The 24,265-nt window shown below is 59.0% G+C and carries 22 protein-coding genes; 4 read left to right on the forward strand and 18 right to left on the reverse strand.

Features of this window, described 5'->3' with window-relative positions; translation table 11 throughout:
• The coding region (locus ADB02_RS02125) for a Tex-like N-terminal domain-containing protein (protein WP_049189526.1) at positions 1–1,191 on the reverse strand (1,191 nt) is incomplete at its 3' end.
• 82 nt (positions 1,192–1,273) lie between these two features.
• Between ADB02_RS02125 and ADB02_RS02130 the strand changes: the two genes are divergently transcribed.
• Positions 1,274–1,768, forward strand: a complete 495-nt coding sequence (locus tag ADB02_RS02130) for a DUF1877 family protein (RefSeq protein WP_049171521.1) — start codon at positions 1,274–1,276, stop codon at positions 1,766–1,768.
• Here the strand turns inward: ADB02_RS02130 and ADB02_RS02135 are convergent.
• The 4 genes from ADB02_RS02135 to rpsP form a co-directional block, all read right to left on the reverse strand.
• On the reverse strand, positions 1,728–2,375 hold the full coding sequence (locus tag ADB02_RS02135; protein ID WP_049189527.1) for a phosphatase PAP2 family protein: 648 nt from the start codon (positions 2,373–2,375) through the stop codon (positions 1,728–1,730). The genes ADB02_RS02130 and ADB02_RS02135 overlap by 41 nt on opposite strands.
• Positions 2,375–3,262 (reverse strand): tRNA (guanosine(37)-N1)-methyltransferase TrmD, encoded by an 888-nt coding sequence (gene trmD, locus ADB02_RS02140; RefSeq protein ID WP_049189528.1) that lies wholly within the window; start codon positions 3,260–3,262, stop codon positions 2,375–2,377. The genes ADB02_RS02135 and trmD overlap by 1 nt, the downstream gene beginning before the upstream one ends.
• Positions 3,259–3,753 (reverse strand): ribosome maturation factor RimM, encoded by a 495-nt coding sequence (gene rimM / locus ADB02_RS02145; protein ID WP_049189548.1) that lies wholly within the window; start codon positions 3,751–3,753, stop codon positions 3,259–3,261. The genes trmD and rimM overlap by 4 nt, the downstream gene beginning before the upstream one ends.
• A 144-nt stretch (positions 3,754–3,897) precedes the next feature.
• Entirely contained in the window at positions 3,898–4,380 is a 483-nt protein-coding gene (gene rpsP, locus ADB02_RS02150; protein ID WP_038628648.1) for a 30S ribosomal protein S16, read from the reverse strand.
• 298 nt (positions 4,381–4,678) lie between these two features.
• Here rpsP and ADB02_RS02155 point away from each other — a divergent pair, with 298 nt between their 5' ends.
• Positions 4,679–6,829 (forward strand): acyltransferase family protein, encoded by a 2,151-nt coding sequence (locus ADB02_RS02155; RefSeq protein WP_049189529.1) that lies wholly within the window; start codon positions 4,679–4,681, stop codon positions 6,827–6,829.
• Between the two features lie 16 nt (positions 6,830–6,845).
• Here the strand turns inward: ADB02_RS02155 and ffh are convergent, their stop codons facing one another.
• Entirely contained in the window at positions 6,846–8,459 is a 1,614-nt protein-coding gene (gene ffh / locus ADB02_RS02160; protein ID WP_049189530.1) for a signal recognition particle protein, read from the reverse strand.
• Positions 8,460–9,064: 605 nt separating this feature from the next.
• Here ffh and ADB02_RS11615 point away from each other — a divergent pair.
• Both ADB02_RS11615 and ADB02_RS02170 read left to right on the forward strand, forming a co-directional pair.
• Complete coding sequence (locus ADB02_RS11615; RefSeq protein ID WP_049189531.1) at positions 9,065–9,997, forward strand: hypothetical protein; 933 nt, start codon at positions 9,065–9,067, stop codon at positions 9,995–9,997.
• Between the two features lie 478 nt (positions 9,998–10,475).
• On the forward strand, positions 10,476–11,225 hold the full coding sequence (locus tag ADB02_RS02170) for a hypothetical protein (RefSeq protein WP_048735495.1): 750 nt from the start codon (positions 10,476–10,478) through the stop codon (positions 11,223–11,225).
• Between the two features lie 167 nt (positions 11,226–11,392).
• Here ADB02_RS02170 and ftsY read toward each other — a convergent pair whose 3' ends face one another.
• The 12 genes from ftsY to ADB02_RS02230 all read right to left on the reverse strand — a co-directional run bounded on the left by ftsY (position 11,393) and on the right by ADB02_RS02230 (position 24,262).
• Positions 11,393–12,952, reverse strand: a complete 1,560-nt coding sequence (ftsY, locus tag ADB02_RS02175) for a signal recognition particle-docking protein FtsY (protein ID WP_049171536.1) — start codon at positions 12,950–12,952, stop codon at positions 11,393–11,395.
• 47 nt (positions 12,953–12,999) lie between these two features.
• A complete protein-coding gene (smc, locus tag ADB02_RS02180) occupies positions 13,000–16,494 on the reverse strand; it encodes a chromosome segregation protein SMC (protein WP_049171541.1) in 3,495 nt (1,164 codons plus the stop codon).
• 88 nt (positions 16,495–16,582) lie between these two features.
• Positions 16,583–17,902 (reverse strand): ammonium transporter, encoded by a 1,320-nt coding sequence (locus ADB02_RS02185; protein WP_049189532.1) that lies wholly within the window; start codon positions 17,900–17,902, stop codon positions 16,583–16,585.
• 255 nt (positions 17,903–18,157) lie between these two features.
• Positions 18,158–18,439, reverse strand: coding sequence for an acylphosphatase (locus ADB02_RS02190; RefSeq protein WP_049171546.1), 282 nt, complete (start codon positions 18,437–18,439; stop codon positions 18,158–18,160).
• A complete protein-coding gene (locus ADB02_RS02195; protein WP_049171612.1) occupies positions 18,429–19,889 on the reverse strand; it encodes an alanine/glycine:cation symporter family protein in 1,461 nt (486 codons plus the stop codon). Before ADB02_RS02195 ends, ADB02_RS02190 begins: the two co-directional genes overlap by 11 nt.
• 18 nt (positions 19,890–19,907) lie before the next feature.
• Positions 19,908–20,771 carry a bifunctional DNA-formamidopyrimidine glycosylase/DNA-(apurinic or apyrimidinic site) lyase gene (gene mutM / locus ADB02_RS02200; RefSeq protein ID WP_049189533.1) on the reverse strand — a complete coding sequence of 288 codons (864 nt, stop codon included), beginning with the start codon at positions 20,769–20,771 and terminating at the stop codon, positions 19,908–19,910.
• Positions 20,771–21,499 carry a ribonuclease III gene (gene rnc / locus ADB02_RS02205; protein ID WP_049189534.1) on the reverse strand — a complete coding sequence of 243 codons (729 nt, stop codon included), beginning with the start codon at positions 21,497–21,499 and terminating at the stop codon, positions 20,771–20,773. The genes mutM and rnc overlap by 1 nt, the downstream gene beginning before the upstream one ends.
• A gap of 42 nt (positions 21,500–21,541) precedes the next feature.
• A complete protein-coding gene (locus ADB02_RS02210; protein ID WP_048735478.1) occupies positions 21,542–22,102 on the reverse strand; it encodes a YceD family protein in 561 nt (186 codons plus the stop codon).
• A 29-nt stretch (positions 22,103–22,131) separates the two neighbouring features.
• Positions 22,132–22,893, reverse strand: a complete 762-nt coding sequence (locus ADB02_RS02215; RefSeq protein ID WP_049171555.1) for a DivIVA domain-containing protein — start codon at positions 22,891–22,893, stop codon at positions 22,132–22,134.
• A 10-nt stretch (positions 22,894–22,903) separates the two neighbouring features.
• Positions 22,904–23,377 (reverse strand): pantetheine-phosphate adenylyltransferase, encoded by a 474-nt coding sequence (gene coaD / locus ADB02_RS02220; RefSeq protein ID WP_049189535.1) that lies wholly within the window; start codon positions 23,375–23,377, stop codon positions 22,904–22,906.
• A gap of 45 nt (positions 23,378–23,422) precedes the next feature.
• Positions 23,423–23,989, reverse strand: coding sequence for a 16S rRNA (guanine(966)-N(2))-methyltransferase RsmD (rsmD, locus tag ADB02_RS02225; protein WP_049189536.1), 567 nt, complete (start codon positions 23,987–23,989; stop codon positions 23,423–23,425).
• Positions 23,990–24,262: an acetyl-CoA carboxylase biotin carboxyl carrier protein subunit gene (locus ADB02_RS02230; RefSeq protein WP_049171558.1), complete on the reverse strand. Its 273-nt coding sequence runs from the start codon at positions 24,260–24,262 to the stop codon at positions 23,990–23,992.
• Positions 24,263–24,265: the final 3 nt, after the last annotated feature.

Consider the following 24,265-nt stretch of genomic DNA (forward strand, 5'->3'; position numbering starts at 1 on the left):
TATCAGGTCAGCGATTTCGCGGGCCAGGGTTTCGGTCTCGCGGGAAGCGGTGCCGTTGCCGATGGCCATGAGCTCCACGCGGTGCGTGGCGCAGAGAGTGGCCAGTTGCTCCTTGGCGCCGGACCAGTCATTGCGCGGCTGGTGCGGGTAGACGATGGCAGTGTCGAGCACCTTGCCAGTGGAGTCGACAACGGCGCACTTAACACCATTGCGGTATCCCGGGTCCAGGCCGAGAGTGGCGCGCTGGCCAGCCGGTGCGGCCAGCAGCAGGTCACGCAGGTTACGGGCGAAGACATCCACGGCTTCGGCCTCGGCGCGCTCCTTCAGTCGAGTGCGGGCATCGAGGGCAGCGGACACCTCCAACTTGGTGCGCCAACCGAAACGAACGGCCTGGTCAATCCACTTGGAGGTACCGCCGTCGGGAAGCTCAAAGGCCTCACGGATCATGTGCTCGTAGGTCTCATCCTCACCCGCATCGATGTTGAGCGTCAGGATGCCCTCGGCCTCACCGCGCAGCACGGCCAACACGCGGTGGCTAGGCATGGTGTCCAGAGGTTCGTTGTGCTCGAAGTAGTCACGGTACTTCGCACCCGCAGTCTCCTTGCCCTCCACCACGGCAGCGGCGGCGGAACCGGAGGACCACACCTGCTCACGGACAGAGCCAACCAAATCAGCATCGGTAGCGAAGCGATCGACCAAGATGGCACGGGCACCGGTCAGAGCGTCCTTCGCATCCTTACCAGCTGCCTCGCCGTACTTAGTGGCCAGAGTCTCGGGGTCCGCGGCTGGGTCGGCCAGCAGCTCCTCCACCAGCGGTTCGTACCCGGCCTCACGTGCAATATCGGCCTTGGTCTTGCGCTTCTTCTTGTACGGCAGGTAGAGATCCTCCAACCGCGCCTTAGTGTCGCAGGCGAGGATGGCGGCCTTGAGATCGTCGTTAAGCTTTCCCTGCTCTTCAATGGCGGCGAGAATCGTTTGCTTGCGCTCTTCTAGTTCGCGCAGGTAAACGACGCGTTCCTCGATGAAACGCAGCTGTGTGTCATCGAGCCCGCCGGTTACTTCCTTGCGATAGCGGGCGATGAAAGGCACGGTGTTGCCTTCGTCGAGAAGCTTGATAGCGGCGGCGACGGCACTTTCGGCAACGTCCGCACCAGTGGCGGCGAGTTCTCGGGCAATTACTGATGAAATCACCCGGGCAACTTTACTATCGTGGAAGTACCAATTGGCGAACGCCCCACAGAAGGCTCGCAGTAAACACCGGAAAAGGAGCCCCATGAAGCAGAAACTCTGTGCCGAATACCTGCGCATTTCCGATGAGGAGGCAGCGCGGTTAGTTGAGGTCGCAGCACCTGCGGCGACCAGCGACGGCGGCACGGCGGGGCTTGTTACCGACGGCGCGGAGAAGATTATCCTGCAGCACTTCGTCGACGTTCCGGACGAAGATGCCCTGGACATCGACACGGACTGGGAGTCCCTGCTGCGCACGTTGACCGGCAATCCCATCGACGGCCAGGCACTCGGCGACCCGCTGGCGGAGGCCATCCTCGGCGCCGACCGCGTCTGCCGCAAGCCGCTGTCTGCAGTCATCCGCGCCGATCGCGTCGGCGACGTGCACCAGACGCTGGCAAGCATCGATCTTGCCGCCCGCATCACGGACAATGGTTCGCTTATCGACGAAGCCACTGCGACACAGCGGTACCGCGAACTCGTGGCCTTCTACGAGGAGACTAAGGCAGCGCGTAGCGCCGTGCTCGTGGCCATCTCCTAAGAACTAGCAGCGCAACTGCTAAGCCGATAACTCCGGCGATGAGGCCGCCGATAACATCGGTGAGCCAGTGTGCCCCGACCCACACGCGCGACAGTGCCACAGCGCCGATAAGCGCGATGATGGCCAAGTCGAGCAACTTGCGGGCTGTACGGCGCAATACGGGGATGGCAAGCTGCATCGCGGCCATACCGCTGGAAGTAACCGCTGCCACATGTGCAGAAGGAAACGCCGCATCGTGCAGGTTGACCAGTGAGAACTCCTCACCCGGTCGGTCGCGGCCCAAAAACCACTTCATGGCATAAGTCACCGCAATCGACGAACCGAATGACGCCGGCAGTAGCAACGCCCACGCACGGAAGCGGAACCACAGGAGTGCCGCAGCAACAAGCGTGACCGGCGCGATGTAAATCGGCCGGATAATCTCGCTCAAAGCCAGCATCACACTATCGACGCGGCCATCCCGCGCCCCATGCAGGTCACTGACCCAGCCCGCAAACGACTGATCCACGCTCCCCGCCAGCTGCGTCTGAGTGAACCACGCCAGTGCCCCTAGGACAGCTAACCAACCAATGACGTGCCGAGGTCGCGCAATTCGAACACGTGCCACTAGCAGTTCTCCTCGGTTACTTCCCCAATGACTCCTTGGATTATTTCCCGGTCACGGGCGCTGAGGTCGACGTCGGCAAGCAAATCCGGACGACGTTCGGCCGTGCGAATGAGTGACTGATCGCGCCGCCAACTGTCCACCAGCGCGTGATTGCCGCTGAGGAGAACGTCCGGCACTGCCAGTCCACGCCACTCGCGCGGCTTGGTGTAGGACGGCCCTTCGAGCAGACCGTCAGAGAACGAGTCCTCCTCGTGGCTCTTGCGATTGCCCAACACACCCGGAATCAACCGCACGACGGACTCCGCAATCACGAGCACCGCCACTTCCCCGCCGATCAGCACATAGTCCCCAATAGAGACCTCACGCACGCGGTAACGATTAGCAGCGTCATCAATAACGCGCTGGTCAATGCCCTCGTAGCGCCCGCACGCGAACACAATGTGCTCCTCGTGTGAGAACTCCTGCGCCATCTGCTGCGTAAACGGCTCGCCCGCCGGGGTCGGGACGATCAGCAGGGGCTTCGCTGAATCTTCTTCGCTTAACGACGGCACTTCCGCTGCAGCATAGGAAGATTCCTCGGCCAAACCCAGTTTCTGATCATGGCGGACATTGTCCAAATGTGGCACCGCGGACGTGAGCGACTGCTCCGCTTTCAGCGTCGCTACCTCGTCGAGGGCGGGGCCCCAGACATCCGGCTTCATAACCATGCCGGGGCCACCGCCGTAGGGCGAGTCATCCACGGCTTGATGTACACCTGGCGCCCAGTCGCGCAGGTTGTGTACGCCGACACTCAAAATGCCCTGCTCAATTGCCTTGCCCAGCAGCGCATGACGCAGTGGCTCGAGGTACTCCGGGAAGATTGTGACTACATCGAGACGTAAGCTCACAGCTCCAACAGTCCTTCCGGCGGCGTGATGGTGACGGTAGTATTCTCAAGGTCAACTTCCGGAACGATGTCCTCTACCAGAGGGATGAGTACCTCCCGGGCCCCGTCGTCAAGCGTGACTTCAAGGAGACGATGAGCGGGCGCGCGGACGATAGAAGTGACCTCGCCTATATCCGTGCCGTTATGGACTACGCGCAGGCCTTCAAGTTCAAAGTCATAAAAGTCCTCGTCTTCGAAGACGGGCTCGGCATAAAACTTCATACCCCGATGACGCTCGGCCTCATTGCGGCCCGGAATCTCCTCGAAGCGAATCAGCAAACGCCCCTGGTGCGGGCGTGCCGTTTTCACAGTCAGCTGTTCCTCACGGCCGGCCTGTACACCCAACAGCGTGGCCCCGACTGCGAAACGCCCTTCCGGGTCATCCGTTGTCGCATCGACGACGACTTCCCCGCGCACACCGTGGGGCTTGATCACTCGGCCAATAAGCACCATGTCAGCTACCGACACGCGCACACTCCCTCTCTTATAAAGGCTCTGTAAAACACCCCGCGTAAAGCAAAAAGGCGCCACCCAACACTTCGTCTTGAAGTATAAGGTAGCGCCCGGATTAGCTAAGCGGCGTACTCAGCGTCCTTATTACTCGGCGTCCTCGGAAGCCTCGGACTCAGCAGCCTCAGCCTCGGCAGCCTTTGCGGCCTCCTCAGCTTCCTTAGCAGCCTTAGCTGCTTCCTTGGCCTCGCGGCGCTTAGCGGTGATGGCCTCAGCGGACGGGCCATTGTTGGCCTCTTCCAGAGCCTTGTTGAACAGCTCGAGCTTGGTCGGCTTCGGCTCAGCAACCTTCAGAGTGCCCTCTGCACCCTCGAGACCCTTGAACTTCTGCCAGTCGCCGGTGACCTTCAGCAGAGCCAGAACCGGCTCGGTCGGCTGTGCACCGACGCCCAGCCAGTACTGAACGCGCTCGGAGTCAATCTTGATGATCGACGGCTCTTCCTTCGGCTGGTAGATGCCCAGGTTCTCAATGACCGCACCGTTGCGACGGGTACGAGCATCAGCAACGACGACGCGGTACTGAGCAGTACGAATCTTACCCAGGCGCTGCAGCTTAATCTTGACTGCCATGAGGAGTTCCTCTTTCTTCTATGTCACTGGACAATACTTATGCATCCGAGCTCACGAGTAATTACTAACGAAGTACCTCGGACCGGTTTTGCCCTTGGGATATTTACACTGCGCGTGACCACCGGGCGGCCGTGGCCGGATCCGATGAATTCGCAGTCGTGCCTCAGTTGAGGATTCTCATTGAGACAACTCGAGGTATGTTACCAGCAGTTTTTGGAAATTAACAAAACTGCGCACTCGAAACGCTGCATACCCACTAAAGCTGAACGTCGTTGACAGTGCGGTAACGTAACATTCTATGAAAACCACCGGCACCCAATATAGGTATGACTTGGACGGACTACGGGGCATTTCGATTGCCCTCGTAGTCCTTTTCCATGTTTACGTCGGCCGCGTTTCCGGTGGTGTGGACGTATTCCTCTTGCTCTCCGGGTTTTTCTTCTTCGGCGCGCAGTACCGCAATGCCATCAATCCCCGGCAGTCCATCAATCCATGGTGGAGCATCTGGCGCACGCTGCGTCGCCTAATCCCGACACTAGTGCTGGTCCTCTTTGCGACAACCCTGTTTGTCATTTACTTCATTCCATCGCTTCGCACGATCGACATTGCCCAGCAACTCCGCGCCAGCCTGCTCTACTACCAAAATTATGAACTGGCACTCCAGGGCTCGGACTACGCAGCCGCAGAGAGCGAAACCTCCCCACTGCAGCACCTGTGGTCAATGTCGGTACAGGGCCAGTTTTATCTCGGCTCCATTTTGCTCATCTCCCTACTCGCCTGGATGACGCGCTCACCCCAGATTGTCGGCGCGGTTACCTCACCGGTGGAGGCGAAGCGCACCGACGCTACCGGCGGTAAACTCCGCCGAATCCTCACTCCGTTGCTGGCAGTTATCACTCTCGGCTCGATTGCCTATGCCTTCTATATGCACTCCGAGAACCAGGGGTGGAACTACTACTCCACTGTCAGCCGCCTCTGGGAACTCTGCCTCGGCGCACTACTCGGACTGATTCTTGTCCGGGGATCCATCCCCATGCCCAAGCCACTTCGAGTGCTGTTAGCCAGCATCGGCCTCGCACTGGTAGTCTCCACCGGTTTCATCTTCGACGGCGCCGCACAGTTCCCAGGCCCTTGGACCCTATGGCCCCTCGGTGGTGCTGCGCTGATTATTATCGCCGGCCCTGAGGCGGGCTGGATCTCCAAGTTCCTGGCCAGCCGCCCAATGCGCGAAGTAGGCCAGAGCGCCTACGCGCTCTACCTGTGGCACTGGCCTCTTCTCATCCTGGCCATAAACTACCTCAACCGCGATACTCCGGGGCTGAAGCTTGGCACCGCAGTGATCGTCGTTTCCTTTATTTTGGCCAAACTCACCAACAAGTATGTCGAGCTGCCGCTGGCTCAATCGACTCGCCGACCGACCCGGACTCAGCCCGTCGTCGGCGATGCAATCCACGCAATGAAGCATCGTCGCCCGGCTCGTCGTCTAGCGGCAGTCGGCACTGTTGTCGTCATTGCGTTGGTCGGCATGTCCAGCCTTGTCAACGTGCAACAGGTGCGCGTCGATCGCGCCTCCGCCACCAGCCTAGATCCAGAGGTCTATCCAGGTGCACTCGCGCTTACCGACGGGTACGAGGTCCCCAAGGCAGCCACAAAGCCGAATACCGATTTCATCACGGACCTTTGGCCGGAACCTGCCCTCGATGGCTGCCTTGCGACAGGCGGTGAGGACGTCGGATACTTCCCGCCGAATCGCCGTTGGCGCGATGAGACCCAGCCGTGTGTCTACGGTGATCCAGATGCTAGTGACTCGATTGTCATCGTCGGCGGCTCGCACATGGAACATTGGTTTGCCCCGATTGATGCCTACGGCAAAAACAACGGGTACCGAGTGGTGGTTCTTCTCCGACAAGGCTGTCCAGCGACCTTAGAACCGATCCACGGAGTCGGCGATATCTGCGTGGCCTGGACTTTCGAGGCTCTGCAGAAAATTGACGAGATTCAGCCAGAGATGGTTTTCACCACTTCAACCAGACCCCTGTTCCAGGCGGACCCACCGCAGCCCGGCGACTACACACCGGATGGTTACGTTTCGTTTTTCGCTGCTCTACAAGAACGCGGAATTGATTTCTTCGCCATCCGCGATAACCCATGGGCGCTACGGGAGGACTTGGACCAATTCTCCCCCAGCGTATGCGAAGAAGCGGAAGAAGACTGCACTATCCACCGCAAAACTGCCCTAAATGCAGAAAATCCCGCTGAGGAGATTCTTGCGAACTTCCCCAACGGGCACAGTCTAGATTTCTCCGACATCTTCTGCGGTCCGACCACCTGCCGTAAAGTTATTGGCAATATCTACGTCTACCGCGACAGCAATCACATCACCGATGAACTAGCGGCCACTTTCAGTCCTGAAATGGACCGCCAGATTCAGAAGGCTCTGCGGGACTAGCTACTTCTAGTCCCCGCTACTTCTTGCCCTGTCCGAAGTCGAGATTGTTGAGGTCAAAGTCCTCCATACCTTCTGGCAGCTGATTACCCATCTGCTTCTGCAGCTTCTGCAGTTCAGCCATGCTAGGCATACCCGGTATGCCCTGCATACCTGGCATTCCAGGCATACCGGGCATTCCGCCACCGCGCATTGCCTTCGGCGGCGTTGGACCACGGTTAGCGCCCTTGCGCTTATTCTTGCCCTTGCCCTTTCGACCACGCTTGGCCTTGCGGTTCGATGGGCGACCACCGCCCATACCAAATCGGCCGGCCATCTGCGCCATCATCTTCCGCGCCTCATTGAAACGCTCGATGAGCTGGTTAACCTCTGAAACGGACACACCGGAACCGTTGGCGATACGACGACGTCGTGAAGCATTCAGAATCTTCGGATTCTCGCGCTCTTCCGGAGTCATACCGCGGATAATCGCCTCGATGCGGTCAAGCTGCTTTTCGTCGACCATCTCGGCGGCCTTGGACATTTCCGCGCCGCCGGGGAGCATCTTGAGGATGTTGCCGATTGGGCCCATCTTGCGGACCATCATCATCTGCTCGAGGAAGTCCTCAAGAGTCAGTTCGCCGGAACCAATCTTCTGGGCGGACTTGGCAGCCTGCTCATGATCGATTTCCTTGGAAGCGACCTCAACCAACGTCTTTAGGTCACCCATCCCCAGGATGCGGCTGGCCATACGGTCTGGGTGGAAGACGTCAAAGTCCTCCAACTTCTCGCCCGTGGAGGCGAACAGAATCGGCTTACCGGTGACCTCACGGATAGACAGTGCAGCGCCACCGCGCGCGTCGCCATCGAGCTTGGTCAGTACAACGCCGGTGAAGTCAACGCCGTCTCGGAAGGCCTTGGCGGTCTCTACCGCGTCCTGACCAATCATGGAGTCGATGACAAACAGAACTTCATGCGGGTTGATGGCATCGCGAATGTCGCGGGCCTGCTTCATCAGAACCTCATCGATACCCAGGCGACCTGCGGTATCGATAATCACCACATCGTGGCGATGCTGGCGAGCATAAGCGAGGCCACGGAACGCGGCGTCAACTGGATTGTCCTCGCTGGTGCCCATTTCATGGGTGGAATCGAGGCTGGTGCCCGGGAACGGTGCGAAGCACGGCACGCCTGCACGCTCAGCGACAATTTCCAGCTGCTGCACCGCGCCCGGACGCTGCAGGTCACAGGCGACGAGGACCGGGGTGTGCCCCTGATCCGTGAGGTACCTGGCCAATTTACCGGCCAAGGTGGTCTTACCAGCGCCCTGCAGACCGGCCAGCATGATAACCGTTGGTGGCTGCTTCGACATATTCAGCCGTCGAGTCTCGCCACCGAGGATGTTAATCAGTTCCTCATTGACGACCTCAATAATCTGGTTTGCCGGGTTGACAGTCTGGCTGCCAATAATTTCGTTAGCGCGTTCCTTGATGCGCTTGATGAAGGTACGGACAACCTCGAGGGAGACATCGGCTTCCAGAAGAGCCAGCCGAATCTCGCGGGCGGTGGCGTTAATATCCGCCTCAGTCAGGCGGCCCTTCCCGCCCAGCCCCCGCAGGGCACCCGTCAAACGATCGGAAAGAGACTCAAACAAGTTTCCAGCTCCCCTTTTGCCTTGTTTTTTCTTAACTGTTCTACCGTACCCGCTGGATACTCCATTTGGCACATATCTACAGCTTCGCCTATCGACAACGATTGCAGCCCACCCACCCTAAATGCCCCGATTCGGGTGTAACCAATAGGAAGTAAGAAATAGCAATAGGATGAAGCTCTTTTGTACTCAAGGACGTTAGATTACTGTTCGTTATTTTAACGTGACAATTAAACGAGCCTCCAGATATGAATGCCCTACTGCATAAAGAACGTTTATCCAACCCAGTTACCACCAGCTAGGTAACAGAAAGATAACGCCAGTGGCTAGCTTTTGCTAAGGCCACCCTTAGTAAGAACCTCCCCCGGAATGGTGTAAGCCAAATAGCAAACCGGCGGCATTGCAGCAGGTCAAAGCACGCCACTGCGCACCTGATGTTATTCCTATAACTACCTCCAATACCGTTCATATATCAACCAGTTTATGGTTAATCATGAACCTAGTTAACCGCAGTTGGCCTGGTTTTATTTTCCGCCGTGCACGATGAGGGATGAACGGCGAAATCATATTCATTGGTCTCTGACCGTTTGACTCCTTGAGAGGTTTTCATGAAGAAGTTCACCACGGCTATCGCCGCCGCTGCCTTCTCCGCCAGCATGATTGCAAGCGCAGGCACCGCTACTGCACAGATTCCGGACTCAATGCCGACCGAGTGCCCCGCCGGCCAGCACTTTGAGAACGTCGGAGGCACTTTCCAGTGCGTCGCAGACCAGCCTGAGCAGGATTCCACTGACGGAATTCCGGCCCCAATGCCGGACAAGTGCCCAGACGGCCAGCACTTTGAGAACGTCGGCGGAACCTTCCAGTGCGTCGCGGACCAGGAAGCTCCTAAGCCCGAAACACCGGGCGACAATGAGTCCCAGCCGGGCGACCCCGGAAACCCAGGCATTTCTGATAAGCAGTGCCCGGAGGGCGAGCACTTCGACATGAGCAAGCCAGTTCCAGGCAACCCGAATGTCTTCGGTGTCTGCGTCAAGGACGAGGCGAAGCCGGACACTGACAAGCCAGGCACGGACAAGCCGGACACCGAGAAGCCAGGCAAGGACGGCAAGGACGGTAAGCCGGGCAAGGACGGCAAGGACGGTAAGGACGGTAAGCCAGGCAAGGACGGTAAGCCGGGCAAGGATAGCAAGGACGGTAAGCCAGGCAAGGACGGCAAGGATGTCAAGGTAAACGTTGACATCAAGATCTCTGCTGAGTGCAAGAACGAAAACAAGTGCACGAAGGAAGAGAAGAAGGCCAAGGAAAAGGCCGAGAAGAAGGCTTCCGAGTCCAAGAAGACGACCTCTTCCGAGAATGTAAAGAAGGTTTCGGACTCCAAGAAGTCTGAGCAGAATACCTCGGAGTCCAAGAAGGCTTCTTCGACTCAGAGCACTGGCCTGGCAGCCACCGGCGTTGACGCCACCACCCTGGGCGGAGCCGCTCTGGTTCTCCTTGTCGGCGGTGTCGCCGCTACCCGCATCACCCGCAAGAACCGCTAAGAAGCTTGGGGTTCTACCCCGGTAACGAAACATAAAATGCTCCTGATGCCTATTTAGCATCGGGAGCATTTTTGTGCGCCATACCTCCGAAAAGTCATAGCTCCTATAGCCCGAAGCATAAAACCTCACAGGCACCGATTTTTTACCGAACCTCTACGCCCCATCCACCTTTCACCACCCGACACAATCAGGTACCACGCTTCGCTAGCGAAGACAGAAAAGCCCCCTACCGAGTCGACAGTGACTGGTTCTATAAACGCCCTACCCACAACGGGTGTACACACTCAGCGTTGTAAATATAAGTTCCCACTTCCCCTTACTGGGGTTTGGACAAGTCAACAATTTCTCTTTACCCCCCCCTTCCCAAACCCATACCACCAAAGACTGTAATTAGTTATTAGAATCAAAAGTGTGAACAGTGTTCCCCCTTAAGTCCTTTGATTGCAGGGCTTTCCTATAGACATTGTGAGGTTTCCAAATGAAGAAGCTCTCTTCGACCATGGTGGCCGCTGCCGCTTCAGCCGGCATGCTCATCGGCGTTGGCGCCGCCACCGCACAGATTCCTGACCCCGCCCCGTCGGAATGCCCCGCCGGTCAACATTTTGAAAATGTTGGCGGTACTTTCCAGTGTGTAGATGACGCTGCAAATCCGGATCCAGGAGGTTCATCGAACGATGGCATTCCACCGGGCGTTGAGGACACCCAGACCTGTCCCGACGGTTCCCCGCGTGACATGAGTAAGATTGACCCGGCAACCGGGGCTTACGGTGCTTGTGGCACTTCAGATGATTCCGGCCCAACTCCGGAGCCTGATGAAGATGCCCCAGAAAATGACGGAATTCCGCCGGGAGTTGATGACACCGCAACGTGCCCCGACGGTTCCCCGCGTGATATGAGCAAGATCGACCCGGCAACCGGAGTCTACGGCTACTGTCCGACCTCCGATGACGAAACTCCGGGCGACGATGAGAACCCAGGCGATGACGCTCCGGGCGACGATGAAAACCCAGGTGACGAACAGCCCGGGGAGGACGAGAATCCTGGGGAGGAAAATCCAGGCGACAAGCCCGACACCCCTAAGAATGACGGTAAGCAAACCGGGACCAAGAACACTGGGCTAGCAGTCACTGGTGTTCAGGCGACTGCCCTCGGCGGTGCCGCTCTTGCACTCTTGGTCGGTGGCGTGGCAGCTACCCGCCTCGCACGCAAGAATTCTAAGGATTCCTAGCACAACTCTCCGCTAGATTCCTAGCACCTCAACATTAAAGGCCCCGGAGCCCCGCGTATCCTCTACAGAAATCTACGCGGTGGCTCCGAGGCCTTTATTTTTGCCGGGGGCAACGGGCGACGCTGTACTCACCAATCGATGGAAAATTCACTCATCGATGTTAGTTACTATTTGCGGCCGCCGAGCAGTGCGTCTACGAAGCTCTCCGGCTCAAACGGCGCCAGGTGGTCAGCACCTTCACCAAGGCCAACCAACTTCACCGGCACACCGAGCTCGTTTTGCACCTGGAATACAATGCCGCCCTTCGCGGTACCGTCCAGCTTGGTCAGGGCAACGCCGGTGATGTCTACTACATCCCGGAACGTACGAGCTTGCAGTAGACCATTTTGGCCAACCGTCGCGTCCAAAACCAGGATGACTTCGTCAACCTGAGCCTTCTTCTCCACCACGCGCTTAATCTTGTCCAGTTGGTCCATCAGACCGACCTTGGTGTGCAGGCGGCCGGCGGTGTCGATGAGCACCACATCAGCGCCGGACTCGATACCGTGAGCAACTGCCTCAAATGCAATAGAAGCAGGATCGGCGCCTTCAGCGCCGCGAACGGTCTCCGCGCCAACGCGTCGCCCCCAGGTCTCCAGCTGGTCGGCTGCAGCAGCACGGAAGGTATCCGCTGCGCCGAGAACAACACGGTGGCCACCGGCGACCAGTACACGAGCCAGCTTGCCCGTCGTCGTGGTCTTACCTGTGCCGTTGACACCGACTACCAGAATCACTGCGGGCTTGCCCTCGTGCGGAAGTGCGCGGATGGAGCGGTCCATCTCAGGCTTGCACTCCTCAATCAACACCTCACGCAGCAGGGCGCGCACTTGCTCTTCCGTGCTCACCTTCTGGCTGGCAATACGCTCGCGCAGCTTATCGACGACACGCTGCGTCGCAGCCGCACCGAGGTCAGCCATAACCAGGATGTCTTCAACCTCTTCCCACGCGTCCTCATCAAGGTCACCCGCGCCCAAGATGCCGAGCACAGACTGGCCAATTGCATTCTGCGACCGTGACAGACGACCGCGCAGGCGGCCCAGACGTCCCTCAGCCGGGTCGATGGAGTCAATCTGCTGTTCTGCTTCTGGCTCTGGCGTCGGCTCCGGCGCAGCTTCCGGCTCCGGCTCTGGCGTCGGTTCTGGTTCGGGAGTCGGCTCCGGCTCCAGCTCCGGTTCAGGAGCAGGAACTACCTCTACCTCAGGCTCTGCTTCGGGCTCTGGTTGTGGTTCCGGCTCGGGCTCTGATTCCTCTTCCCCGGCCGTTGGCAAATCGATTGGGATTTCCCGCATTACGCGGTCATAATCCCCCTCCATTTCGGTGGGGTTATCCGGAATAACCAGTCGACCTTCTGGTTTCAGCAGTGAACCGTCCGGCTGATCGGCAGGTATATCAGCCTGCTTTTCCTCTGGCTCCGGGGCCTGCTTTTCAATCGGCTTTTCCGCCGGTTTCGGCATCGGTTTTTCAACCGGCTGCTTCTCGCGGGTATCAGTCCCACCACCGGCCGGAGCGAAGTTAAAACCACTAGTGGCCTGGTAATTTCCAGACTTCTCCTGCTGGGTGAGTTCCTTAGTATCTTCCTTCGCAAAGGAAATGCGCTGGTTCTTCCTGCGGACATAGCCCACAACAAAGAGCAGCGCGATAATAACGACAATCGCGACGACAAGGAGTATCCACTGAGTTGGAGTCATAACTCTCATTATGCAGTATCAACGACTCTTCCTCACTTACTCCGCGCTTACTCCGCTCCTGTCGACGGAGTTGCGGATGCCGGTGACATTCGCTGCGAGATTACTCGAGTCACACCATCGCCCCGCATGGTCACGCCGTAGAGCACATTCGCAACGTCCATTGTTGGCTTCTGGTGCGTAATGACAATCAGCTGACTGGTCGCGCGGAGTTCCTCGAGCAGCGCAATAAGGCGACGCAGGTTAACGTCGTCAAGCGCGGCTTCCACCTCGTCGAGTACGTAAAAGGGACTCGGGCGCGCGCGGAAAATAGCGACGAGCATTGCCAGCGCCGTCAGCGACTTCTCGCCGCCGGAGAGCAACGACAGCCGCTTAACCTTTTTGCCCGGCGGGCGGGCTTCAACCTCGATACCTGTCGTGAGCAGGTTGTCCGGCTCGGTGAGAACCAGTCGTCCGTCGCCGCCCGGGAAAAGCGTTTGAAAGACTGCGGGGAATTCTGCCTCGACATCGTTCCACGCGTCTGTGAAGAGCTGCAGGATCGTGGCATCGACTTCCTCGACAACATCGGTGAGGTCCTGGCGGGCCTTGAGGACATCATCGAGCTGCGTGGATAGGAAAGAGTAGCGCTCCTCCATCGCCTTATACTCCTCCAGCGCCAACGGGTTGACGCGGCCGAGCACACGCAGATCCTTCTCCGCCTGTTTGAGCTGCTTCGTCACGGCTGCGCGGTCGAAGTTCTCATCAGGAGCAAAGTCCGCGAGCAGGTCATCGACAGACAGCCCCAACTGGTCGACGATGCGCTCTGCAGCCTCGGTCACGCGGACCTGCGCCTGCGCACGGGCGATGTCGCCCTGGTGCGCGGAATCCGTTAGCTGTGCCAGCTCACGTTGCGCCGCATTTGCCTCCGTCCGGGCCGCTGATAGTGCCTGCGACACTGTCTTCTTCTGCGCCTCGGCATCGTCGCGATCGGCCTCTGCCCGCGCCAACGACACGTTGACCTTCGCATGCAAATCCTCAGCCAGCTCCGCGACAACTTCTGCCAATTCGCGCTGGGCAACCTTCGCCATCTGCGCCTGCTCATGGCGGGCCTTCGCTACGCGCTCCGATGCAGCCTGGCGACGGAGCCGCTCGGCCTTGCCTCGTACACTCGACAGTCGCTCCTCTGCCGTACGCAGCGACAGACGCGCCTCTGTTTCCATGGCGCGCACAGCCGTCAGCGCCTCCGAGGCACGGTCACGTTCGCTTGTCGACGGTTCCCCCTCCTCGGGGTCACGGTCAACGCGAGCTAAGCGGTCTGCGACCACCGCCAACTCCTTCTGGAGCTTCGTTACTCGGTCCGCGGCTTCGGCTCCGCGCTGCTCAGCGCGTTCGGCATCATGCACCACGCCGGACAGCTGCGCTGTGGCCCGAGTTCGGGCATCCGTGAGGACCTTCATACGACTCTGGTGTTCACGCAGCGCAGCACGGGCGGCCGCCGCGTCCGTGCGGCGGTCCTCTTCTTCGGCCTGTGCACCGGAGAGCACACCACCGAGGTCACTCAAACGCACCTGTGCTTCTGCTAGTTCTTCGCGAGTCTTAGCAATGTCGGCGGCGATTTCCACACCTGATGCAGTGCCACCAGCACCGCCAGCTACCCAACCAGAGCCACGCAGCACACCATCGCGGTCAACAACGCGCAGTCGAGTATCCTGGGTCACCAGCTCACGGGCGACGTGCTCGTCGTCGCAGGCCACGACGTCAACGAGCAGAGAGGTCAACGAACCCGAAAGCTCCGCGGGCACTGTCACATGATCGAGCAGCCAGGATGCCTGTGCGGGCAGAGTGATGTCCAAGCGCCAAGAGTCGGATGCATCCGCAGAATTGATAACAACGGCACTGCCCTTGCCCGTGGCCACAAGCTCGTCGATAAGCGAATCTCCACTGCCCTCGCTGACCAGTGCTTCGGCGGCCGCGCCGAGGGCGGCAGTGAGCGCTTTTTCCCAGCCAGCGTCGACATCGATGACTTCAGAGAGAACGCCGAGTTCGTGTTTTTCACGTAGCCACGCGGTGCCGTCGTTGGCAGCGGCGGTGCGGGCGGTCTCCAGAGCTTCGATGCGGGCGGACAGACCTGAGACGCTGCGTTCAAGGTCGCGCTCGTCAGCGCGGAGTTCTTTCAACCGTGTAGAGGCCAGCTCTGCTTCTCGGTTGGCCTGTTCATAAGCACTCTGCAGCTCGGGACCTTCGAATTCTGCCTCGGCTAGCTCCTGCGCGGCGTTTTCCACAGCTTCGGTGGCATCGGCACGGCGTTCGTCGGCCTCATTGGTTTGCTCGGCAAGGCGTGCAGCTTCAGCTTCGGCGGCTTCCAATCGGGTGCGCAGAGATTCTTCTGCGGAAATGAGGCGAACCACGCCTTCGCGACGGTCGGCGATTGCGCGAACGGCAGCGAGGTGCTCCGCTTCGGCTTCGCGGAAAGTCTCCTCGGCGTCGAAGAGCGTTTCGCGGATTTCCTCCAGTTTTTCGCGGGCCTCTGCCTCAGCCTCAGCGAGCGTGGCTTCTTCGGTGGCGGCATCGTCGGCACGCTGCTCCAGGAAGTCCGGGTCTGGGCCTACCCACGGAGCGACAGAGTGGTCGGCTGCGCGATCGGCGGCGATGCGGGCCGTCGCTTGGATACGCTCACCGAGTGCGGAGAGACGGAACCAAAGGTCACGGGCAGCATCGGCAGCTGGAGTGATGTCCTCCAGTTCGGCTTCGAGTTCTGCAGTGCGCTCAGCGGCAATCTCGGCTCGCTCCGTGGCGGCCTCCACCTTTTCCTCAATGAGCTTGGCTTGACCAGCAATGTCATTGAGGCTGTCCTGCAAATCCACGAAGTCCGCGGCAGCCAAACGCAACTTGGCATCGCGCAGGTCTGCCTGCACAGTCTGGGCGCGAGAGGCGGCCTCAGCCTGACGCTTCAGCGGTTTGAGCTGACGGGAAAGCTCACCTGTCAGATCCTGCAGACGGTCGAGGTTAGCCTGCATCGACTGGAGTTTGCGCTGCGCTTTCTCCTTGCGGCGGCGGTGCTTGAGCACGCCTGCGGCTTCTTCGATAAACGCACGACGCTCCTCTGGCCGGGACTCCAGAATCTGCGAAAGCCGGCCCTGTCCGACGATGATGTGCATCTCGCGGCCAATGCCGGTGTCGCTGAGGAGCTCTTGGACATCCATGAGGCGGACGCGAGAACCGTTGATTTCGTACTCACTTGCGCCGTCGCGGTACATGCGACGCGTGACAGAGACTTCCTTATATTGAATGGGAAGTGCCCCATCGGAATTGTCGATGGTAAGAGTAACCTCCGCGCGCCCCAAGGGCTTTCGCCCGGAAGTTCCCGCGAAGATGACATCTTCCATTTTGCCGCCACGGAGGGTCTTGGCGGAATGCTCACCCATAACCCACGCGAGGGCATCGACGACATTCGACTTACCAGATCCATTCGGGCCGACAACTGCGCAGATGCCGGGCTCGAATTTCATCGTCGTCGCCGAAGCGAAGGATTTAAAGCCCTTCAGAGTCAGCGATTTCAAATACATGGGGCAATATCTTACCCGTAGTTACGGTTTGGAGCTGAATTACCCCAAGCACGCACCCTGTTACACAAGATTGTTTACACAGCCTTGTTTACACCACTGCCTGCTTAGTTGACGCGTAGGCCGACTCACCGTGCTGAGCGACGTCGATACCAGAATGCTCCTGCTCGCCGTGGATACGCCAACCGACGGTTGCCTTCAGGACTCGGGCAATGATGTACGTCAGCACGCTTGAGAACACCGCTGCGACGACAGCAATAATGACCTGGATGGCAAACAACTTCAGGCCGTCGATGCCACCGCCGGTAAGCAGTCCGCGATCATTAGCCAGCAGGCCAACACCAATCGTTCCCCACATAGCTGCAACCAGATGCAGACCAACCACATCCAGGGTGTCATCGAAGTTGAATTTGTACTTTAAGCCCACTCCCCAGCAACCCAGCGCACCGCCGATATAGCCCAGAATGATTGAGGTCACTGGGTTCATATCTCCTGCGGCCGGAGTAATAGTCACAAGCCCTGCGATGACACCCGAAGCGGCGCCCAGCGAGGTGGGATGTCCATCACGAATACGCTCGAGTGAAATCCAGCCGAGCATCCCCACGCACGCTGCCACCGTCGTATTCAGCCATGCCAGACCAGCGACACCGTCGGCCGCAAATGCCGAACCGCCGTTGAAGCCGAACCAGCCGAACCACAGCAGTGCAGCACCCAGCATGACGAGTGGCAGATTGTGCGGGCGATGCTGGCTGCCATCGATGGACTTGCGCTTACCGACGATAATCGCCAGCACCAAAGCGGCAGTACCAGCAGCAATGTGCACAACCGTACCGCCAGCGAAGTCAATTGGAGCGATCAATGCTTCACCGTCAGCGGTACCGAACAGCTTTGCCGACAGCCCCTCTGCCGAGTGGCTCAGCAGGCCACCGCCCCAGACCATGAAGGCCATTGGGAAGTACACCAGCGTCGTCCAGAAGCCGACGAAAATCAACCAGGTGGAGAACTTCACGCGTTCGGCCAGCGCCCCAGAGATCAGCGCTACAGAAATCGAGCAGAACGTGAGCTGGAACCCAATGTCGATGATGTTTGGGTAACCGTTCGCACTCGCAATGTAGTTGCCGTCGCCATCCGTGATTGAGTTACGCAGACCGAAGAACTCGAATGGGTTGGCAAAAACACCACCGATCGACTGCGATCCGTAGGACATCGACCAGCCCCACAGCACGTAAATGGCACCGACAACGCCGACAGCACCAAAGCTCATCATCATCATCATGTTGAGCACCGACTTCTGTCGCGACATGCCGCCATAGAACAGCGCGAGCGCCGGTGTCATCAGCAAAACCAACGAAGCCGAAATCAGCATCCACGCTGAGTTTCCAGACTGTGCAATTACTTCTTCAGGCGTCATATGTGCCTCCCCTGCCTGTCAGTAGGTAGTTATTAACTTAATCCACTCGCCTTTCGTATTTACGTATTCTTTTTCCCGGTTGCGTAGGTTTTTAGCGCTCTGAGACCTCTACAACGCACCAATCGACTACCTCAAGACACGAAAAATCCCCCGCCAACTGCGCAAAAACAATGACATAGAGCGAGGGATAGAACGTATTCGAATTTTTCGGATTCCTACACCGACATGGGGGGGAGGAAGGCAGTTGGCACCCGCTTAACGACGGTCAAACGTGCTCAATGCACCCTTCGGTTCCTGCCATAACGGCACCACTGCCGTCACATCGCCCGGAGTATTCGGCCCCTCAAGCCAAGCGAGCAAACTCTCACAGTCTGCCCGTGGCCCTTCAGCAACAACTAACACCCGACCATCCGGGTAGTTCTGGGCGTAACCAACCAACCCCAACTCCAGAGCCGTCGCGCGGGTGTACCAGCGAAAACCAACACCTTGAACACGACCGTGTACCCACGCGGTGAGGCGGACGTCGTTAAGCAACATCGGACTCACGCACTGTCATCGGGTCGGAACCGTCCCAGCACTCAATCTTGTCGTGGCCGCGGACGTTAGGCAGATCATCGCGGTGGAATACCGGATTAAGCCCCTTGGACTTCTGCTCGGAGTAATTCTTTAGTAGGGCGACAGCTACGCCGCCCAGCGGCAGAATGGCGATGATATTGATGGTGGCCATGAGTGCGGAGAAAGTATCTGCAAGCGACCAGACGAGTGGCACGGAACCGACAGCTCCGCCAATCACGCACAGGATGACCAGGACACGCACGGTGTTCAGGACAGCCTTGCTCTTTGACAGGAACGGGATATTCGCCTCGGCGTAGTAGTAGTTACCCACCAGCGAGGAGAACGCGAGGAAGAAGATGATAACCGTGACCGCGTGGATGGCCCACGTACCCACCTGCGCCGACAGCGCAGCCTGAGTTAACGCGGTGCCCTCCGCATCGCCGCCGAAGGTCGGATCGGACAACAGGATGATAACTGCGGTGATAGTACAGACGACCCAGGTGTCGAAGTAGACGCCCATCGTCTGGATGAGGCCCTGTTTGACCGGGTGCGACACCGACGCCGTAGCCGCCGCATTTGGTGTGGAACCCATACCGGCCTCGTTGGAGAACAGACCACGGCGAATACCCTGCATCATGGCGGTACCGACAGCGGCACCAGCGATCTCACGGATACCGAAGGCGTGCTCGAAGATGAGCTTGATCATGCCCGGCACTTCAGTGATATTGAGAGCCAGCACAATCAGACCGAGGATGATGTAGGCCACGGCCATGATCGGTACGACAATTTGCGTCACCGCCGAAATGCGCTGCACACCACCGAAGATGATGACGCCGGCCAAGATTGCCAGCACAATGCCGACGCAGAATTTAAAGATCGGCGTTCCCTGACCAGTCGACTCAGCCACAGCCGCCGTGATTGAGTTGGACTGCACCGCATTGAACACAAAACCGTAGGTCACCGTGATAGCGATGACGAAGAGCGACGCCATCCAGCGCCAGTTCTCTCCCAGCCCCTTGGTGATGTAGTACGCGGGCCCTCCTCGGTAAGAGTCCTTATCCCGCACCTTGTACAGCTGCGCCAGCGTCGACTCCACGAAGCTGGTAGCACCGCCAATCGCAGCGAGCAGCCACATCCAAAACACGGCACCTGGCCCACCCGTAGTGATTGCCACCGCCACACCTGCGACGTTACCGGTACCGACACGCGAGGCAGCAGAGATTGTGAAGGCCTTAAAGGCCGAGATGCCCTTGACCCCCTCGGAGATGTCAGACGGCTTTTCGGTAATTGCCTTGAACATCTCCGGGATGTACCGGAGCTGCACCACAATGGTCCGCCAGCAGAAGTACAGGCCTGCACCGCTGAGTAGCAGAATCATGAACAGCCAGTACTTGTCATTCCAGGCGTTGACCCAATCGGTCGCTTGTTCCATGAAGCTCATAAGGAAATTCTAGCGCTGACAGGTGGGACACAGATAACTCGATCTATTCCCAAATGGCAGACGGACAATTGCGCGCCCACACCTCGAGCACGGCTCCCCCGCTTGGCCATAGGCGTTCAAGCTCCGCTCGAAATAGCCACTTTCGCCGTTGACATGCACATATAACGCATCGAAGCTCGTGCCACCCGCCGCTAGCGCCCGCTGAAGTACCGCTTGCCCCTCGCGCAAAAGTTTCGCTAAACGACGGACCGAAAGGTCACACGCCGGCACGCGCCCATCGACCTTCGCTGCCCAAAGCATTTCGTCGGCATAGATGTTACCGATACCCGACACAATGTTCTGGTTGAGCAATACGGCCTTAATCGGCGAACGCGACTTCATCATGCGGTGTGCAAGTGCAACCACATCGACAGTTGGCTCCAATAGATCGGGCGCGATCTTGGCTGCGGGTTCCGGAACAAAGCGACCGTGGGATTCGACCATTTCACAGGCCCAGACCCAACCAAAGGTGCGCTGATCGTTGAAGTTGATAAGGTGCCGAGCGCCGTCCGGCAGGGCTATGTCAAATGCGGCCCTGGTGTGGCGTCCGGGCAGCGTATCGGGCGTGTACGGAGCTTCCACACGCAATTGGCCGCTCATACCCAGGTGGATGGCAATTGCGGAGTCGTCGTCAAGCGTGAGCCACATGAACTTGCCGCGGCGATCCGTAGCGATAACCGTGCGCCCGCGCGTGCGACCGATAAACTCTGCGGCACCACCGGGTTGGCGCCGCACGGCACGAGCGTTGTAGACGAAAGTGTCCTCGATGCGGCCACCGACGACGTAAGCGTCGAGACCGCGGCGTACGGACTCGACTTCAGGAAGCTCGGGCATTATGCCAGTGCAGTATGCGCCTGATGCGCGGCGTGCATCTCGGCTTCCTTCTTCGTGGCGCCGGTACCGCTGCCCTTAACCACGCCGTCAACCAGCACGTCAACGTAGAAAGTTAGGTCATGGTCGGGGCCGGTGGTGCGCACGGTGTACTCAGCAGCCGGTAGTTGCTTGGCTGCCAGGCGCTCCTGCAACAGCGTCTTCCAGTCACGACCGCGAGACTCCGTCGGGGCATCGTCAATCATCTGGTTAAACAGGCGAAGAACGGTCTCGCGGGCAACCTCAAAGCCATGCTGCAGGTAAATGGCACCCAGCAGCGCCTCGGTGGTGTCAGCGAGAATTGAGTGCTTATCCGCACCACCGGTGGCCTTCTCACCGCGACCGAGGAGAATGTGCTCCCCCAATCCGATACTGCGGGCCAGGTCAGCCAGCGCGTACATGTTCACGACACCTGCGCGCATCTTGGAAATATCCTGCTCAGCGCGGTCCGGGAAGCGACGGTAGAGTTCTTCAGCAACGCACATGCCCAGCACGGCGTCGCCCAGGAACTCTAGCCGCTCGTTATTGGTCAGCATGCCATTTTCATTCGCGAAACTGCGGTGGGTCAAAGCGAGCTTCAGGGACTCCTCTGATAGCTCAACACCGAGTTTTTCCAGCAGCGGGGCGTGATCGACGGCCTCGAAAGCCGCCTTTCTAGCCGCCTCACCGGTTAGCCGACGCTTGCGGCTCATCCGTTATATCTCCTTTAAAGTCTTCGTCTAAGTCGTCGTCGATTACTTCTCGTCGCCGAGCGAGCCAAACTTTTCCGCCAGGCCAGCCCAACGCGGATCAATGCGCTCCTCTTCACCCGAGATGCCGTCTGGCTCCGGCACTTCTGAGTCCGACTCAGCACAGCTGGAATCGAAATCCAGACAGGTCGGATTGAAGGGCAGATTCAAGCCCGCCTCATCGATGACGGCTTGAGTGATATCCACCGTATTGTCGACGATCTGGCCAACTTCGTCCTCAAGGTCTTCTTCCTCGGCATCGTCGCCTGTGATGAAGTCCTCGTTGTTGGAAAAGACAGCCGAAATGTGGAAGCTGAGCTCCGGATTCAGCGGGGCTAGGCAGCGGACACACTCGCCGGTGGCCTTGGCAGTCACAGTCGCGTCAACCATGACACCACTGCCGAGGTTCGTGACAATGCCGTCAACGACAACCTCCTCGCCAGCGGCGATGCCAATCATCTCGACACCAACGCGGACGGGGCTATCGCCTACCTTGCGGAACTGCTCGGGCATGCCGCCCTGCAGACATGTCGAAACGTCCAGAACAAATGGGGATGAGTCAGTCATGATAGACCTCAGTCTACCCCGAAGATGCGCTAACGCTCGTACCGGCGGCGTTCCTGCCCCTCGGAGAAGGAAGACGGCGCGCTCTGTGCCCCTGCACCACCGCCGACGGCACCGGCCCCCGAACGCAGTACCGAGCGATTGCGACCGACATTACGCAGGGTCTCCTGGAGAGTCTGTTCAAACTCGGCGAGCTTGGAATCAACGTAGCGGTCACACTCTTCACGGAGGCGAGAGGAATCCGCGTGTGCGTCGGAAAGCAGACGATTCGCCTCGTCGTTGGCTTCGCGGACGACCGTTGACTCAGCGACCAGGCGAGCCTGCTCCTCGCGGCCTTCCGCAACGGAACGCTCGTAGGATTCGTTACCAGCGTGAATCAGGCGATCGGACTCGGCAGAAGCACGATCCACAATGCTGTCGTACTCGTGCTGAGCATCCTCGCGGAGGCGACGGGCGTCGTCCTCAGCGGCCGCGACGGTGCCAGCTGCGTGGGCATTGGCATCCTCGACGGTGTGGTTAGCGCGGGCCTCGGCCTCGTCGACAATGCGATGGGCTTCTTCATCCGCAGTCGAAATGGTGTTGTTCGCCCGGGCTTCAGCATCGTTGATAATCTCATCCCGCTGGTCCAAGACATCCTGCGCGTCATCGAGCTCAGCCGGGAAAGCATCCCTCAGCTCATCGAGCAACTCGAGAACACGCTGACGCGGAACCATACAATTGGCCGACAGTGGCACGCCGTGTGCCTCTTCTAGGATCTGGACCAGTTCATCAAGAGATTCGAAGACGCGAAACATGACTTACATGCTACTTCAGTCGGCGCTGCAGGGCGTGCAAGACAGGCTCAGGAACTAGCCCTTCCACCGAACCGCCGTAGCGAACAACTTCCTTCATCAGTGTCGACGACACATGACCGTACTTCGGATCAGCTTCCACAAAGAGAGTCTCAATGCCCGTCATGCGCCGATTCATCTGCGCCATGGGAGCCTCGTACTCGTAGTCCGCCGCCGAGCGCAGCCCCTTGACCAGGCAGGAGATGCCCTGCGCGGAGGTGTAGTCAACCAACAGCTTCGACCAGGAGTCCACCTGCACATTGTCCAAGTGCTGCGTGCACTGCCGAATGAGGTCCATGCGCTCTTCGACATTGAACATGCCCTGCTTATTCGGGTTGTGGGTAACCAGCACGGTCACCTGATCGAATTGGCGCGCGGCACGCTCAATCACATCGAGGTGACCAGAGGTCATGGGATCGTAGGAACCGGGGCAGCATGCGTGAGTCATAGAGGTCAAACCACCTTTGGCCGTCGTAAAGCGTAAAGAAGAACGTTAAGCGTTGTAGATAGCGGTGTCGAAGCGCGCCAAACCGTGAATGCGACGCTTCAGCTTCTGCTGGAGCTGTTCGTAGCCCTCGGGCCACTGCGTCTCCTCGTCATCGCGGTGACGCTCCACAGTCACGACCGCGCCCGGCGCGAGGAAGCTACGCAGCGCCTCGAGCATCTCTGTAACGGCCTCCCCCACCAACTCATAGGGCGGATCCGCGATGACGCGGTCAAAAGGCTCGCCCGGCGCGCCCGCAAGGTACGACGACACTTTCATCGGAGACAGGGCCACATCGGGATGCCCCACGGTGCGAATGTTCTTTTCAATAGCGGCAATGGCGTTCGGATCGTTTTCCACCAACACGACGGAACGCGCGCCGCGAGAAGCCGCTTCCAAACCGAGCGCACCCGAGCCAGCAAACAGGTCGAGAACGCGAGTTCCCTCTAGCCCAAAGCGTGTGGACCAGGAGGAAAAGATGGCTTCCTTCGCGCGGTCACTAGTTGGCCGAGTGGTCTCTCCCTTAGGCGCGACTAGCCTACGACCGCGTGCCTCACCTGCAATAATGCGGGTCATCTACTTCCCTTCGTGCGATGTGTTCTCGTTGCCGTTGTGCTGTGCCGTGGCGCTGTGAGTTGCTGGCGTGATTCTTGCCAGCAGCTGACCGCCTTCGACATCCACAAATTGATCTGCCGCCACCTCCGCGACCGTGCCCGGGCAGGGCGCTAAAACCGGCGCTTCTAGCTTGACGGCCTCCACGACCGCAATAACCTGACCGGTCGTCACCGAGTCTTTCTCGGCGACCTCCCAGCGGACTACTCCTGCAAAAGGTGCACAGACATCTACCATGCC

The sequence above is a fragment of the Corynebacterium sp. 212_CJEI genome, from assembly GCF_001055915.1.
Taxonomy (GTDB): domain Bacteria; phylum Actinomycetota; class Actinomycetes; order Mycobacteriales; family Mycobacteriaceae; genus Corynebacterium; species Corynebacterium jeikeium_D.

Bases quoted from the DNA above. Each gene is read 5' to 3' on its own strand.
- ADB02_RS02195 (WP_049171612.1), bottom strand. From the start codon at position 19,889: ATGGAACAAGCGACCGATTGGGTCAACGCCTGGAATGACAAGTACTGG.
- ADB02_RS11615 (WP_049189531.1), top strand. From the start codon at position 9,065: ATGAAGAAGTTCACCACGGCTATCGCCGCCGCTGCCTTCTCCGCCAGC.
- ADB02_RS02190 (WP_049171546.1), bottom strand. From the start codon at position 18,439: ATGTTGCTTAACGACGTCCGCCTCACCGCGTGGGTACACGGTCGTGTT.
- ADB02_RS02130 (WP_049171521.1), top strand. From the start codon at position 1,274: ATGAAGCAGAAACTCTGTGCCGAATACCTGCGCATTTCCGATGAGGAG.
- smc (WP_049171541.1), bottom strand. From the start codon at position 16,494: ATGTATTTGAAATCGCTGACTCTGAAGGGCTTTAAATCCTTCGCTTCG.
- rnc (WP_049189534.1), bottom strand. From the start codon at position 21,499: ATGAGCCGCAAGCGTCGGCTAACCGGTGAGGCGGCTAGAAAGGCGGCT.
- rsmD (WP_049189536.1), bottom strand. From the start codon at position 23,989: ATGACCCGCATTATTGCAGGTGAGGCACGCGGTCGTAGGCTAGTCGCG.
- ADB02_RS02230 (WP_049171558.1), bottom strand. From the start codon at position 24,262: ATGGTAGATGTCTGTGCACCTTTTGCAGGAGTAGTCCGCTGGGAGGTC.
- mutM (WP_049189533.1), bottom strand. From the start codon at position 20,771: ATGCCCGAGCTTCCTGAAGTCGAGTCCGTACGCCGCGGTCTCGACGCT.
- ADB02_RS02170 (WP_048735495.1), top strand. From the start codon at position 10,476: ATGAAGAAGCTCTCTTCGACCATGGTGGCCGCTGCCGCTTCAGCCGGC.
- rimM (WP_049189548.1), bottom strand. From the start codon at position 3,753: ATGGTGCTTATTGGCCGAGTGATCAAGCCCCACGGTGTGCGCGGGGAA.
- rpsP (WP_038628648.1), bottom strand. From the start codon at position 4,380: ATGGCAGTCAAGATTAAGCTGCAGCGCCTGGGTAAGATTCGTACTGCT.
- ADB02_RS02215 (WP_049171555.1), bottom strand. From the start codon at position 22,893: ATGTTTCGCGTCTTCGAATCTCTTGATGAACTGGTCCAGATCCTAGAA.
- ADB02_RS02155 (WP_049189529.1), top strand. From the start codon at position 4,679: ATGAAAACCACCGGCACCCAATATAGGTATGACTTGGACGGACTACGG.
- coaD (WP_049189535.1), bottom strand. From the start codon at position 23,377: ATGACTCACGCATGCTGCCCCGGTTCCTACGATCCCATGACCTCTGGT.
- ftsY (WP_049171536.1), bottom strand. From the start codon at position 12,952: ATGACTCCAACTCAGTGGATACTCCTTGTCGTCGCGATTGTCGTTATT.
- ADB02_RS02210 (WP_048735478.1), bottom strand. From the start codon at position 22,102: ATGACTGACTCATCCCCATTTGTTCTGGACGTTTCGACATGTCTGCAG.
- ADB02_RS02185 (WP_049189532.1), bottom strand. From the start codon at position 17,902: ATGACGCCTGAAGAAGTAATTGCACAGTCTGGAAACTCAGCGTGGATG.